The following is a 12,349-nucleotide window of genomic DNA, read 5'->3' as shown; positions in this document are numbered from 1 at the left end:
ATCATGTCTTGGCAATCAAGCCACGGGCTTCGCGCGCACTCGAAATGTGACGCGGCGGACATCCCGATCTACACCCTGCCGATATGGAGCTTGGCCATAAGGCGGACGCGCATTTGGCGGAGATCGAGGGTGCAGGAGCCGCGTTAAGTCAGGTCTTTCGGAACGCGTCGAGGCTGACGACATCGGCGTCCTTGGCCGGGGCAGGGTCGTCGGACGCCGTTTCGGGTTTCGGATCCTCGACCTTGTCGAGATCCAGCGCTTCGGCGAGGTCGAGGTCGGGCAGGTCGACGACCTCGGCGTCGTCCTCCTCGCCATCCTGATTTTCGAACCGCAGGCCGAATTCCACCGACGGATCCACGAAGGTGCGGATCGCGTCGAATGGGATCGCCAGCGGCTCCGGTGTGTCGCCGAAGTTGAGCGTGATCTGGAAGCCGTCACTGCCCACGATCAGATTGTCGAACCAGTGCTGCACGACGATCGTCATCTCGGACGGGTAACGGTCGAACAGCCAGTCGGCCATCTCCACATCGGGGTGACGGGTATCGAAGGTGATGAAAAAGTGGTGCTCGCCCGGCAGTCCGTTTGCCCCGACATCCTCCAGCACCTCGGCGATGAGGCCGCGCATGGCGCGGTGCATCATGTTGCCGTAGTCGATGCTCTTGGACATGGGATGCGACCCCCTTCATTTGACCTACGGGTAAGCATACGGGATTCGCGGGGGAGTAAAAGGCCCGCTCAAACCGGCGGGGCCAAAAGCAGTCCCAGTGCCGCCGAAATGGGCAGCACCCACAGCATGTCCCACCTCCGCCACAGCAACAACAGCGCCGCAACCCCGGCGATCATCACCGGTGCGAACTGCAAAAAGCCCTGCTCGAAGAACACGGCACCCGCGAACCACAGCCCCAGATTGGCGATCACCCCCACGACCGCCGCGGTGATCCCCGCAAGCGCGCCCGACAGACGCGGCATGTGGGCGAGCCGGTCGATATAAGGCGCCCCTGCAAAGATCCACAGGAAGCACGGCGCGAAGGTGACCCAAAGCGTCACGACCCCCGCGGCGATCGCCGTGCCGGGGCTGTCGCTGGCGATCATGGCGACGAACTGTGTCACAAGAATAAGCGGGCCGGGGGTGGTCTCCGCCAGGCCGAGCGCGTCGATCATCTGCTCGGTGGTGAGCCAGCCGAAGTCTCCCACCACGATCTGCGTCATGTAGGCCAGCACCGCGTAGGCCCCGCCAAAGGTAACGACCGCGAGGGTCGAGAAAAAAATCGCCATATCGACAAGGATGTTTGGCGCGTAGAGCTCGAGCAGGAGGATCGGGGCCAGCCAGATCGCAAGCCAAATTGCCACGGTCTTGACGGTACTCCAAATGCTTTGCGGCGCGGATTTCGGCCCCGGCTCGACCGGGGCTTTCAGAAAGAGCGCACCTGCCAGCGCCGCGACCGCGATGACCAGCGGGAAGGGCAGGTCGAGCGCGAAGAGCGCCGCGAAGCTTGCGACGGCGATGGTCAGGTGCGCGCGGATTTTGAGCGCTTTCTGAGAAACCTTCATCAACGCGCCGATCACGATCACCACGACGCAGGCCTTGATGCCGATGAACAGCGATTGCGCGATCGGAAGCTGCCCGTAGGCGCTATAGGCCAGCGCCAGCACCGCGATTACCAGCGCGCCGGGGATGACGAACAGCAGCCCCGCGATCAACCCGCCCAGTGTGCCGCGCAACCGCCAGCCGGCGTAGGTCGCAAGCTGCATCGCCTCCGGCCCCGGCAGCAACATGCAAAATGACAGCGCGCGCAGGAATTGCGCGTCGGTCAGCCACGGCCGGTCCTCGACCAGCTCCTTGTACATCAGTGCGATCTGCGCCGCCGGGCCGCCGAAGGACAAAAGCCCGATGCGCCCGAAGACGCGGATCAGCTCAGCCAAGGTCACTGTGACAGCTCCGACGCGTGGGTCTCGGCCTGCCCGTCGCGGGCCCAGGCGTAGAGCGCATCATAGACTGTCATGCCCGCCTCCAGCTGGGATTGGTCGTTTTTATGGGCGCGCGATAGGCCGACGGACAGGGCCAACAGTCCCGCCGCCTCGGGCGCATCTTGCGGGCGGCCCAGATCCGCCGCGCGGATCACGCGGGCCATGGTCTGGAGCGGTGTAGTGTCGAGCGCGAAGACGCGCAGCATCGTGTCAAAGGTGCAGCCGTCCTGATGGGCAAGGGCCGCTCCGTCTGCATCAAAAGGCGTGGCGTCGAACTTTTCGGCCACCGCCATCACCTCGGCGGGCGGCACGAACAGGACCTGCGCCTTCGGGTCGATGAAGCGGCGGATTAGCCACGGGCAGGCGATGCGGTCGATCTTCGGGCGGTGGCGTGTGACCCAGTAGGGGCCAGCGATTGCCGTGGCCGGGATCAGCGGCAGGCCTGCGTCACGCCATGCATGGTTGCCGCCTTCCAGAACCTCTGCCTTGATTGGTTTGGTACGCAGCAGGGCCGCCGCGCCATGGCTCAGCTTCTTGCCTTTCTGGCATACGACGACGACAGGACCGCCGTCATAGTTCGCAATATCGCGATGCGGCCAGCGTTTCGCGGTCGGGATCAGGCGCGGGTCGACGCTAAAATCCTCGTCAACGCAGACATCAAGGATCGTTGGACAGCCGGGCGTACCGATCAGCCGCATCAGCTGATCGGGCGAGATTTCATTGTATCCAGACATGGTTGCACCCCGTTCTTCATGTTGATTTGGGATGCGATGCTTGGGCCGCAGCCTCACGGGGTGCTCGCGAACCCCATGATGTCAGGATGGCGGGCGCCGCCGTCGCGGTCAAGTGTCGGCAAGATAGGGGCAGCCATGGGCGGCGTTGCTGTCCTCAGGCGCCTGATCGCGGTTCCGCTCCGGCCCGTAGTCGCGCATCACCGAGACGACCCGCAAGCGGTAGTCGTCGAAGATGCCGCTGCGGCCCGCATCCTGTGCCGCGCGGTGCTCGGCCATGGTGCGCCAGTTGGCGAGCGCGCTTTCATCTTCGAAAAAGCTCAGGGACAGCATCTTGGACGGATCCGTGATCGACTGGAACCGCTCGACAGAGATAAACCCCTCGACCTCGTCGAGAAGGGGGCGCAGGCCGCCCGCGATGTCGAGATAGGCATCCTTTTTGCCCTCTGCGGGCATGACTTCGAAGATAACGGCGATCATGTGGGCTCTCCATGGGGTGTGCTGGCCAGTGTCAGGAAGGTGCGGTCTTCGCGCAAGATGAACTTCTCGGATTGCGCGAATTCGTAGTTTTCCCGGCCCAGCGGATCCGCCGCGAGCCTTGCGCGGTATGTCTCATATTCCGCGAGGGAGGGGATGTTGTAGACCCCGTAGGCGAGGGTCGATGATCCCTCGTGCGGGGCAAAATATCCAACAAGATCAGCCCCATTGCGCGGGATCGCCCGTCCCCAGGTCTGAGCGTATCGCACGAACTCGGCGCGTTTGGTGGGGTCGATCTGGTAGCGGATGAAGCAGGTGAGCATGGCGGTATCCTTCGTTGTCCATGCCTCTGGTCTAGCGTGGATTGTCGCGCCAATGGTTCGGTCTGAGCCGAACTATGCTTGCATTGGTGTGTCGCCCATGCTTCGGTTGCCACCGAACTATGGAGCGCAAGCCATGAAAGACGGACCCGACATTTCCCGCATCGCCACGCTGATCGCCGATCCCGGACGCGCCAACATGCTAGCGGCCCTGATGAGCGGCAAGGCCCTGACCGCGGGCGAGCTTGCGGGGGAGGCTGGCATTCAGGGCCAGACCGCGTCGGGCCATCTGACCCGGCTGGAAGAGGGCGGATTGATCACGCGCGAGCGGCAGGGCCGACACCACTACTTCCGGCTCGCCGATGGCGATGTGGCGGAGGTGCTGGAGGCGCTGATGGGGCTGGCGGCCAAGAAAGGTCAGCTGCGCACCCGCACCGGACCGCGCGACGCGGAACTGCGGCAGGCCCGGGTCTGCTACAATCACCTCGCGGGCGAGATGGGTGTGGCGCTTTACGACGGTCTGATGGCGCGCGGCGTTATTGCGGCGCAGGGCGACGAGGTGGTGCTGACAGCGGCTGGTCGGGCGGAAATGGCGGATCTGGGCATCGATTTGTCAACGAAGTCCCGCAGCCCGGAGTGCAAGTCCTGCCTCGACTGGTCCGCGCGGCGCATGCATCTGGCGGGCCGCCTGGGCCGCTCGATCCTGGATCACGCGTTCGCCCAGGGTTGGGCGAAGCGGCCTGAGGGCACACGCGTTGTGCGTTTCACCGGGCTTGGTGCTCCCGCCTTTCGCGAAGCTTTCAAGCTTTGAAGTCTTGCCGGTCGGCGCGCGACCGAAGATCGTAACGTTCGCGTGGAAAAACTGAATTGAAACAAATCAATGCCATGCGATCTTAAAGCTCAAAAGGGAGTAAATGCAGGTTTCTGTTGCCAGGTACCTGCGAACCCCGCCTGACGCTGCTAGGCGACAGGGCTTAAGATTTCGATCTTACGCACAGCTTACGCTGCGAGTGCGACCGGAGCTTTGTTGTCGTTTGCAACTAGCTTAAGTGTACCGATAACGGTGGTAACTCACCGAGACAAAGCAAACCCCTTTAGACGTCCGTCGATCCTATTTCGACCCCATGGTCCCCAAACGAGGGAGTTTTGGTGGAGTCGCCGGGTACCGCCCCCGGGTCCGATCCGCTTATTACGAGCGCGTTTATGTCCATAGTCCCCGAAGGAACATAAGACATATAGGCGGATGGCGCCCCGGTTGCAATTGCCGAGGCCGGATTTCGCCGGAATCTAGCCGTGCATGGCGCGCGCTTGGGGGCGGCGGCCTTCTCTGGTTACACTTGCACGGGGAGGACAGGCGCGCGGCACATTTCTGACACCGCATCTCCCTAGTTATGCCAAGTCTTTTTGCAAAAAACGTGGCAAAATACGGCGAATGAGGAACAATTATGCGTAAAATTCTGAAAACCTGCCTGACCGTGATGGCGGTCTCGGCCTTTGTGGCGACACCGATTGTTACTGTTGTGGGCACCGACGGTGCCTATGCCAAGAACGGCAATGGCGGTGGCAAGGGCGGGGGCAACGGCGGCGGCCAAGGTAATGGCGGCGGCAATGGTGGCGGCAAAGGCGGTGGAAACAAAGGGGGCAACAGCGACAACGCCAAGGGCGGAAGCCAAAAGGGCGGCAAGAGCGACGTTGCGCGCTCGGGCGGTAAAAGCTCCAAAGGATCGGCGTCGAAATCCCGCGGCGGCAAAGGCTTCAAGCTGCGCGACATCTTCAGCGCGCAGAAGAAAACCTCTGGCAAGACCCGAACCGTGAAACGCCAGGTTGCGAAGGCGCCCGCCAAAGCGCGCACCAAGCGGATCGTTAAGGCCTCGGTGGCCCCGGTGCAGGCCCATACTGCCCCGAAAGCGCGCCCGGAGCGCAAGGTCAAAGGCACCCTGCATCCAAGCAATCTTGGCAAGCTCAACGGGGCGATCAACTCCAGCCCGAATGCCAAGCTCGCCCATATCGCGAATGGCAATTTCAACGGGCCGGTGGGCTTGAGCGCGGCGCTTGCGTTGGCGGACTACGAATACGCTCTTGAGCGCGAGGCGTTCGACGCTGCGGAGCGTACGCTCGAGCTGGCAGAGGCGTTCGATCTCATCGAGAACGCACCGACCGAGGAAGAGCTCGAAGCCGCGCGGGAGCTGATCGACAATGGCGTGGACGACGGTCAGGCCGATCTCGACGCGCAAGCGGCGCTGGATTACCCCGATCTGACCGACGCCATTGCGCTGACCGACGGCGTGGACGAGGTGCCGACGGAGGCGGACATCGCCGATGCGGAAGCCCTGGTGGAGGAGGGCGTGCCGTCGCGTGACGGCGTGACCACGGCGGAGGAAGAGCTACTGGCGGCCTATAAAGGCACGCTGGGCGAGGCCGAGACCGAGCAGGTCTTGGACGCGATCCGGGGCGGGTTGCCGACCGAGGAGCAGATCGCTGCGGTGCTCCCCGAAGAGGACGAGGACGATCCGACGATCAGCGATGACCCGGCGGCTGTGGATGATGAGGTTCTGTTGGTCATCGAAGAAGGATAGCACACCCAGCCAACTCCACGAAAAAAGGCAGCCGTCCGACGTGACGGCTGCCTTTTTCTTTCAAACTCAGAAGGGTCTAGAAGCCCGCCTTGATGCGCTCGAACTCCTTGATCATCTGCTCGCGCAGGGACGTGTCCATGGGCAGCTGCGCCAGCTGGGGCGCGGAGATCTCGTTCAGGCCCACCTCGGTCAGCGTCTCCTCGCCGAAGCCGGACATGGCAGCAGTGTTGGAATGGCCGTAGCCCCATTCGTTGACGATGTAGTCGGCGGTCTCCTGGCTCAGGAAGGACTCGATGAAGTCATGGGCCTTGTCCTCGGAGCCGGGGCCATCGACGAGGTTCACGTAGCCGCAGAACCAGCTTGACGAGCCTTCCGCCGCCTCGCGCTCGAACGCGATGTTGTAGCCGTCACCGACCATCTGCACCGGCGTCTCGTTCCATGACCATGCGACCAGCACTTCGCCCGTGGCCATCAGCTGGGCCAGCTCGGCACCATCGGCCCAATAGGCGCGGTTGTTGGCATGGGCCTGCCGCAGCCAGTCGGAGGCCTTCTTAAAGTCTTCCTCGGTGGCCTTGGTCCAGTCGGAGGTACCGGTGGCCAGATACGCCAGCGCATAGGCGTCATCGACATTGTCGGGCAGGGACACGCGCCCGGCCATCTCTGGGTCAAGGAAGATCTGCAGCGAGCTGACCTGTTCGGCCGTCACTTCGTCGGCATTGTAGGCGATGCCGGTCATGCCGAGGTCAGCGGGGATGAAGTAAACCTCGCCGTCGCGCACGAAGGTCGGGTCGGTCTTGTAGATGTCGGCCAGCGTCTCGTAGGTCGGGATCTTGGACAGATCCCACGGCTCGATCAGGCCGGCCTGGAACCACTTGTCCACCGATTGCGAGCAGGGGTGCGCGACATCGGCCTTGAAGCCCGAGCGCAGCTTTTGGAACGCCTCTTCCTCTTCCCCGAAGAACGCGTAAGTCGGGCCGGAGCCGTGCTTTTCGGCGTAGTTGATGAAGAAGCCTTCTTCTTCGTAGCCCGACCAGTCGAAGACCAGCAGGTCGGGGTCGGCAGCAAAAGCAGTCGTGGAGGCAAGCGCCAGAGCGGCGGTGCCCATCAGGGTGGTCAGGCGGGTCATTGGGTACTCCGTGTTGGTCAGGCGATTTTGGTCTGGCCGTGAGCGTATGTGAGGCCCGGGGGGCCAGCAAGCCGAATTTAGCGCTTGGCCCGCTGGGCGAAGACGTCGCGCGCCAGCGTGATCGTATAGGCCTCGAGCGCATCAAGTGCTGTGTCGGCGGCGCGGGCATCGGCGGCCTCCAGCGCGTCGGCGATTTGAGTGTGAAGGTCCACGATGCGGGCGCGGTCGCGGGCGGAAAAAGTCACCATATTCATCAGCGGCTCGATCGCCTCCACGGCGCCCGCCAGCTGGTAGGACATCACCGGGTTGCCCGCGCCATCGACCAGTGCGCGGTGGAAGGCAACGTCCGAGGCGCAGAAGGCCTCGTCGCTCAGGCCCTGCTGGGATTGGCGGTGAATTTCGGCGCGCATCGTGGCGAGATGATCGGCGGTGCGCCGCTCGGCCGACAGGGCGGTGCAGGCGCGCTCCAGCGCGAAGCGCGCTTCGCAGGCGGTCTCGAAGCTGACCTCGTTCATCGACAACAGCAGCGTCGAGGTGGTGATCTGCTGCGCGTAGGCGTCCTCGAACGTCAGCTTGTTGACGAAGGCCCCGCCAGAGGCGCCGCGCTGCGTTCGGATCAGCGATTGCGCGGCCAGCCGCTTGAGCGCCTCGCGCACGGTGGGGCGCGAGACGTCGAATTGCTCCGACAGCTCGGCCTCGGACGGCAGGCGCGCGTCCACGATCAGCGCGCCCGAGACGATGGCATCCCGGATCGAGCCTGCTATCTGCGCGGACAGGTCCGCTTTGGGGGGGCGTGCGGTTTTCATTTGTCAGACAATTAAAAACCTGCCATCCAAAACGCAAGAAACTTCGAGTCGAGATCCGCCATGTCCGGTTTTGCCCGCTCCGCCCTCTGGTTGACCTTCTTTGCCGCTATCCTTGCGGCGTGGTGGATGATGTTCTCCATGGCCCAGATGATGGGAGTCGACTGGACCGGCCGACCGTCGGGCATGATGCAGATGGGCGGCATGTCCGATGCGATGTCGGGCGGCATGTCCGCCAGCGGCGACATGGCGATGATGGAGATGACCAGCTTCGGCGCGCTGTTCCCGATGTGGGCGATCATGATGGCGGCGATGATGCTGCCTACGATGATCCCGACCCTGCGCAGCTATGAAGACCTGATGGTGTCGGCGAATGGCACCCGCGCGGGCTGGGCCGGGGTGATCCTTGGCTACTTCATTGTCTGGGTGGGCTTCGCGGCGCTGATTGCGACGGCGCAGATCGGATTGATGGCCTCCGGGTTGATTGACGATCTTGGCATTGCCAATTCGTTGTGGTTTGCGGGCGCGCTTCTGGTCACCGTGGGCGCGTTCCAATTCAGCCGCACCAAAGAGATTTGCCACGGCGTGTGCCACTCGCCCATGCAGTATTTCCTGGGCCACTGGCGCACCGGGTTCGCCGGGGGCTTGCGCATGGGGCTTGGCCTTGGCGCGTTCTGCGTCGGCTGCTGCTGGGGCTTTATGGCGCTTGGCTTCGTGGGCGGGGTGATGAGCCTGTTGTGGATGGGCCTCGCCACGCTGTTCATGGTGATCGAGAAACTGCCCCAGATCGGGCATTACGTGACAAAGCCTGCGGGGGTCGTCTTGATCGCCGCTGGGCTCGGTGTCGCCGGATATGGCGTCATCCAATAAGGGAGGACCAGCAATGGCCGCGAAGAAAGAGAGAAAGCCGTCCGATCGCCTGCAGGTGATGCAGAAGATCGACAGCCGGATGAACCCGACCCGGCGGCGCCGCGAGCCGACCAATTGGGAAATTAAAGGCGAGCTGTTTCTCAACTGCTCCTGCACCGTGTTCTGCCCCTGCGTCGTGTCGCTGGGCGCGCACCCGCCGACCGAAGGGCACTGCCATGCGTGGATGGCCATCGCCATTGACGACGGCCATTTCGAAGGCGAGAGCCTTGCGGGCCTGAATGTCGGCCTGCTGGTCGACATCCCCGGCCGCATGGGCGAAGGCAACTGGCGCGTCGCGGCTTACGTGGACGAGAACGCGACCCAGAAGGCCTATAACGGCATCCTGAAAATCTTCTCGGGCGCTGCGGGCGGCACCACGGGGCTGTTCACCATGCTGGTGTCCGAGATCATCGGGGCGGAGCGCGCGCCGGTCGAGATCGTGCGCGAGGGCAAGAAACGCTCCATCGTCATTGGCCGCAAAATCCAGGGCGAGATCGAGATGATCGATGGCAAGTCGCCAGATCATCCGGTGATGGTGTCCAACTCCAAATACTGGATGGGGCCTGACATCATCGCCGCCGTCGGCACGAAAAGCCGGGTGCGCGATTATGGGCGGGTCTGGGATTTCGGCGGCAAGAGCGCCGAGATCTGCCCGATCGAGTGGAGCGGTCCATGATCACAGTCGAATATTGCCGCACGATGGCACGCTACAACGCGTGGCAGAACCGCAGCATGACGGATGTAATGAGATCGCTCAAGAAGGCCGAGCTGACCAAGGATCGCGGGGCTTTCTTCGGGTCGATCTTCGCCACGGCGAACCACCTTTTGTGGGGCGACCAGCTGTGGATGTCGCGCTTTGACGGGGGCATCGGCCCCAGCGTGGCTCCAAAGGACCACCTGAAACTGCACGACACGCTGGACGCGTATCTCAGCGACCGCATGCGGACCGACGCGCGGATCACCCGCTGGGCGCAGGGGCTGACACAGGTCAGTCTGATCGGGCCGCTGACATGGTATTCGGGTGTGCTGGAGCGCGAAGTGAGCAAGACCAAGGGTCTTTGTATCGCTGGGTTCTTCAATCACCAGACCCACCACCGTGGCCAGATCCACGCGATGCTGACCGCGGCCGGGCACCGGCCCGGCGATACGGACCTGTTCATCATGCCGGATGGCGACTGAGATGTCGCCGCGGGGCAGGGATCGCCGCGCCCGGCTTGGGGTGGCGGTGTCCGGGGGCGCGCGTGTCGCGCCCTGTGATCTTGATCGTAACCTGCGAGGAGGGCTCTGAAATGGCCACCATCGTTCCGTCGCGCCGCGTGCGGCGCACCCCGTTCTCCGATGGCGTCGAAGCCGCGGGCGTCAAAGGCTACACGGTTTATAACCGGATGCTGCTGCCCACGGTGTTTCGCTCGGTGGAAGAGGATTATCACCACCTGAAATCCGCCGTGCAGGTCTGGGACGTCTCGGTCGAGCGCCAGGTGGAGCTGCGCGGCCCCGACGCGGGCCGCCTGATGCAGATGCTGACCCCGCGCGACCTGCGGGGCATGCTGCCAGGCATGTGCTACTACCTGCCGACCGTGGATGGCACGGGCGGGATGCTAAATGATCCGGTGGCGCTGATGCTGGCCGATGATCGCTACTGGATCTCCATCGCGGACAGCGATTTGTTGCTGTGGGTCAAAGGCTTGGCGCACGCGCTGTATCTCGATGTAATCGTCGAGGAGCCCGATGTCTCGCCGCTGGCGATCCAGGGCCCCAAGGCCGACGAGCTGGCCGCGCGCGTATTTGGCGACGGGGTCAAGGACCTGCGCTTCTTCCGCTACGGGTATTTCGATTTCCAAGGGCAATCCATGCTGGTGGCCCGCTCGGGCTATTCCAAACAGGGGGGCTTCGAGGTCTATGTCGAAGGCTTTGCCAATGGCATGCCGTTGTGGAACGCGCTGATGGAGGCGGGCAAGGACCTTGATGTCTATGCGGGCTGCCCGAACCTGATCGAGCGGATCGAGGGCGGGTTGCTGTCCTATGGCAACGACATGACGCGGGACAACACGCCCCATGAATGCGGGCTGGGGCGGTTCTGCTCGACCCAGACGGCGATTGGCTGCGTGGGGCGCGACGCGCTGCTGCGGGTGGCCAAGGAAGGCCCGGTCAAGCAGGTGCGCGCCATCGCCATTGATGGCGAAATTCCGCCCTGCGACCGGCTTTGGCCGATCACCGCGAAGGACAAGGTGGTGGGGCAGGTGACCTCGGCGGCGAAAAGCCCCGATTTCAACACCAATGTCGCTATCGGCATGGTGCGCATGACGCATTGGGATCCCGGCACCGAGTTGCAAGTTGAGACCCATGACGGCCCGCGCCGGGCCGTCGTGCAGGAAGAATTCTGGCTTTAAAGGAGAGAGACAATGTTCAACGCACTGATCGTCGAGAAGGATGAAGAGGGCAAGACCAGCGCTTCTGTCCAGAGCATCTCGGAGGACCGCCTGCCTGAGGCAGAGGTCACCGTGGCCGTGGAATACTCCACCGTGAACTACAAGGACGGGCTGTGCATCGGACCGGGCGGCGGTCTGGTGCGCAACTATCCCCATGTGCCGGGCATTGACTTCGCGGGCACGGTCGAGGCCTCTGATGATGACCGCTACAAGCCGGGCGACAAGGTCGTGCTGACCGGCTGGCGGGTGGGCGAGGCCCATTGGGGTGGCTATTCCCAGAAAGCACGCGTGAAGGCGGATTGGCTGGTGCCGCTGCCCGATGGTCTGGACACGCGCCAGGCGATGGCGGTGGGCACGGCGGGCTTTACGGCCATGCTGGCGGTCATGGAGCTGGAGGATCATGGCATCAAGGACGGCCCGGTTCTGGTCACGGGAGCGGCCGGCGGGGTCGGATCGGTCGCGACGGCGATCCTTGCCAATCTGGGCCACGAGGTCGCTGCGGTCACCGGGCGGCCCGAGACGGAAGACTACCTGAAATCGCTGGGGGCCACGCAGATCGTGCCGCGCGAAGAGATCAACGAGACGACCAAACGCCCGCTGGAAGGCGAGACATGGGGCGGCTGCGTGGACGCCGTGGGTGGCGAGATGCTCGCCCGGCTGCTGGGTCAGATGAAATACGGCGCGTCCGTCTCGGCGGTGGGTCTTGCGGGCGGCGCGGCACTACCCGCCACCGTGATCCCGTTCCTGCTGCGCGGGGTGAACCTGCTGGGCATCGACAGCGTCATGCAGCCGTATGACAACCGCGTGCGCGCGTGGGGGCGGATCGCCAAGGATTTGCCGATGGACAAGCTCGAGGCGATGGTCCAGCCCGCGACGCTCGCCGATCTGCCGGGTTTGGGCCGCGATATCCTGAAGGGGCAGGTCAAGGGCCGGGTCGTTGTCGACGTAAACGCCTGATTTTTTGGTATATCTCCAAAGAAACGCGGCGCCCCCGAACGGGGCGCCGTTTT

General features: G+C 63.7%; 14 protein-coding genes and 1 other RNA gene. 7 read left to right on the top strand and 8 right to left on the bottom strand.

From position 1 onward, the window contains the following. Window positions 1-148 precede the first annotated feature (148 nt). From C8N43_RS04265 to C8N43_RS04245, 5 genes are all read right to left on the bottom strand, one after another. Window positions 149-667 (bottom strand): SspB family protein, encoded by a 519-nt coding sequence (locus C8N43_RS04265; protein ID WP_107844418.1) that lies wholly within the window; start codon window positions 665-667, stop codon window positions 149-151. Window positions 668-735: 68 nt separating this feature from the next. Next, complete coding sequence (gene chrA, locus C8N43_RS04260) at window positions 736-1,923, bottom strand: chromate efflux transporter (protein ID WP_107846232.1); 1,188 nt, start codon at window positions 1,921-1,923, stop codon at window positions 736-738. A 2-nt stretch (window positions 1,924-1,925) separates the two neighbouring features. Then, window positions 1,926-2,702, bottom strand: a complete 777-nt coding sequence (locus tag C8N43_RS04255) for a chromate resistance protein ChrB domain-containing protein (protein WP_107844417.1) — start codon at window positions 2,700-2,702, stop codon at window positions 1,926-1,928. A gap of 108 nt (window positions 2,703-2,810) precedes the next feature. After that, on the bottom strand, window positions 2,811-3,179 hold the full coding sequence (locus C8N43_RS04250; RefSeq protein ID WP_107844416.1) for an antibiotic biosynthesis monooxygenase family protein: 369 nt from the start codon (window positions 3,177-3,179) through the stop codon (window positions 2,811-2,813). Continuing rightward, window positions 3,176-3,499, bottom strand: a complete 324-nt coding sequence (locus tag C8N43_RS04245; RefSeq protein WP_107844415.1) for an NIPSNAP family protein — start codon at window positions 3,497-3,499, stop codon at window positions 3,176-3,178. Before C8N43_RS04245 ends, C8N43_RS04250 begins: the two co-directional genes overlap by 4 nt. A 133-nt stretch (window positions 3,500-3,632) precedes the next feature. Here C8N43_RS04245 and C8N43_RS04240 point away from each other — a divergent pair, with 133 nt between their 5' ends. Then, window positions 3,633-4,307: an ArsR/SmtB family transcription factor gene (locus C8N43_RS04240; RefSeq protein ID WP_107844414.1), complete on the top strand. Its 675-nt coding sequence runs from the start codon at window positions 3,633-3,635 to the stop codon at window positions 4,305-4,307. A 102-nt stretch (window positions 4,308-4,409) separates the two neighbouring features. Here the strand turns inward: C8N43_RS04240 and ssrA are convergent. Then, window positions 4,410-4,761: a transfer-messenger RNA gene (gene ssrA, locus C8N43_RS04235) on the bottom strand. Window positions 4,762-4,941: 180 nt separating this feature from the next. Between ssrA and C8N43_RS04225 the strand changes: the two genes are divergently transcribed. Next, window positions 4,942-6,072 (top strand): hypothetical protein, encoded by a 1,131-nt coding sequence (locus tag C8N43_RS04225; RefSeq protein ID WP_158269905.1) that lies wholly within the window; start codon window positions 4,942-4,944, stop codon window positions 6,070-6,072. Window positions 6,073-6,148: 76 nt separating this feature from the next. Here C8N43_RS04225 and C8N43_RS04220 read toward each other — a convergent pair whose 3' ends face one another. Continuing rightward, window positions 6,149-7,198: an ABC transporter substrate-binding protein gene (locus C8N43_RS04220; protein WP_107844412.1), complete on the bottom strand. Its 1,050-nt coding sequence runs from the start codon at window positions 7,196-7,198 to the stop codon at window positions 6,149-6,151. Between the two features lie 77 nt (window positions 7,199-7,275). After that, a complete protein-coding gene (locus tag C8N43_RS04215; protein ID WP_107844411.1) occupies window positions 7,276-8,004 on the bottom strand; it encodes a FadR/GntR family transcriptional regulator in 729 nt (242 codons plus the stop codon). 60 nt (window positions 8,005-8,064) lie between these two features. Here C8N43_RS04215 and C8N43_RS04210 point away from each other — a divergent pair, with 60 nt between their 5' ends. The 5 genes from C8N43_RS04210 (at window position 8,065) to acuI (ending at window position 12,296) form a co-directional block, all read left to right on the top strand. Beyond that, a complete protein-coding gene (locus C8N43_RS04210) occupies window positions 8,065-8,871 on the top strand; it encodes a DUF2182 domain-containing protein (protein WP_107844410.1) in 807 nt (268 codons plus the stop codon). A 13-nt stretch (window positions 8,872-8,884) separates the two neighbouring features. Then, window positions 8,885-9,586, top strand: a complete 702-nt coding sequence (locus tag C8N43_RS04205) for a DUF1326 domain-containing protein (protein ID WP_107844409.1) — start codon at window positions 8,885-8,887, stop codon at window positions 9,584-9,586. Continuing rightward, the gene (locus tag C8N43_RS04200; protein WP_107844408.1) at window positions 9,583-10,089 is read left to right on the top strand and encodes a DinB family protein; all 507 of its coding nucleotides are present in this window, start codon (window positions 9,583-9,585) and stop codon (window positions 10,087-10,089) included. The genes C8N43_RS04205 and C8N43_RS04200 overlap by 4 nt, the downstream gene beginning before the upstream one ends. Window positions 10,090-10,199: 110 nt before the next feature. Next, entirely contained in the window at window positions 10,200-11,300 is a 1,101-nt protein-coding gene (locus tag C8N43_RS04195) for a dimethylsulfoniopropionate demethylase (protein ID WP_107844407.1), read from the top strand. Between the two features lie 12 nt (window positions 11,301-11,312). Next, window positions 11,313-12,296 carry an acryloyl-CoA reductase gene (acuI, locus tag C8N43_RS04190; protein WP_107844406.1) on the top strand — a complete coding sequence of 328 codons (984 nt, stop codon included), beginning with the start codon at window positions 11,313-11,315 and terminating at the stop codon, window positions 12,294-12,296. Window positions 12,297-12,349: the final 53 nt, after the last annotated feature.

The sequence above is a fragment of the Litoreibacter ponti genome, from assembly GCF_003054285.1.
Lineage (GTDB): Bacteria > Pseudomonadota > Alphaproteobacteria > Rhodobacterales > Rhodobacteraceae > Litoreibacter > Litoreibacter ponti.
Note: the sequence above shows the minus strand (reverse complement) of the source record. Positions and strands in the feature narration are given on the sequence as shown.

Bases quoted from the DNA above. Each gene is read 5' to 3' on its own strand.
- C8N43_RS04265 (WP_107844418.1), bottom strand. From the start codon at position 667: ATGTCCAAGAGCATCGACTACGGCAACATGATGCACCGCGCCATGCGC.
- C8N43_RS04255 (WP_107844417.1), bottom strand. From the start codon at position 2,702: ATGTCTGGATACAATGAAATCTCGCCCGATCAGCTGATGCGGCTGATC.
- C8N43_RS04250 (WP_107844416.1), bottom strand. From the start codon at position 3,179: ATGATCGCCGTTATCTTCGAAGTCATGCCCGCAGAGGGCAAAAAGGAT.
- C8N43_RS04245 (WP_107844415.1), bottom strand. From the start codon at position 3,499: ATGCTCACCTGCTTCATCCGCTACCAGATCGACCCCACCAAACGCGCC.
- C8N43_RS04240 (WP_107844414.1), top strand. From the start codon at position 3,633: ATGAAAGACGGACCCGACATTTCCCGCATCGCCACGCTGATCGCCGAT.
- C8N43_RS04225 (WP_158269905.1), top strand. From the start codon at position 4,942: ATGCGTAAAATTCTGAAAACCTGCCTGACCGTGATGGCGGTCTCGGCC.
- C8N43_RS04220 (WP_107844412.1), bottom strand. From the start codon at position 7,198: ATGACCCGCCTGACCACCCTGATGGGCACCGCCGCTCTGGCGCTTGCC.
- C8N43_RS04215 (WP_107844411.1), bottom strand. From the start codon at position 8,004: ATGAAAACCGCACGCCCCCCCAAAGCGGACCTGTCCGCGCAGATAGCA.
- C8N43_RS04210 (WP_107844410.1), top strand. From the start codon at position 8,065: ATGTCCGGTTTTGCCCGCTCCGCCCTCTGGTTGACCTTCTTTGCCGCT.
- C8N43_RS04205 (WP_107844409.1), top strand. From the start codon at position 8,885: ATGGCCGCGAAGAAAGAGAGAAAGCCGTCCGATCGCCTGCAGGTGATG.
- C8N43_RS04200 (WP_107844408.1), top strand. From the start codon at position 9,583: ATGATCACAGTCGAATATTGCCGCACGATGGCACGCTACAACGCGTGG.
- C8N43_RS04195 (WP_107844407.1), top strand. From the start codon at position 10,200: ATGGCCACCATCGTTCCGTCGCGCCGCGTGCGGCGCACCCCGTTCTCC.
- acuI (WP_107844406.1), top strand. From the start codon at position 11,313: ATGTTCAACGCACTGATCGTCGAGAAGGATGAAGAGGGCAAGACCAGC.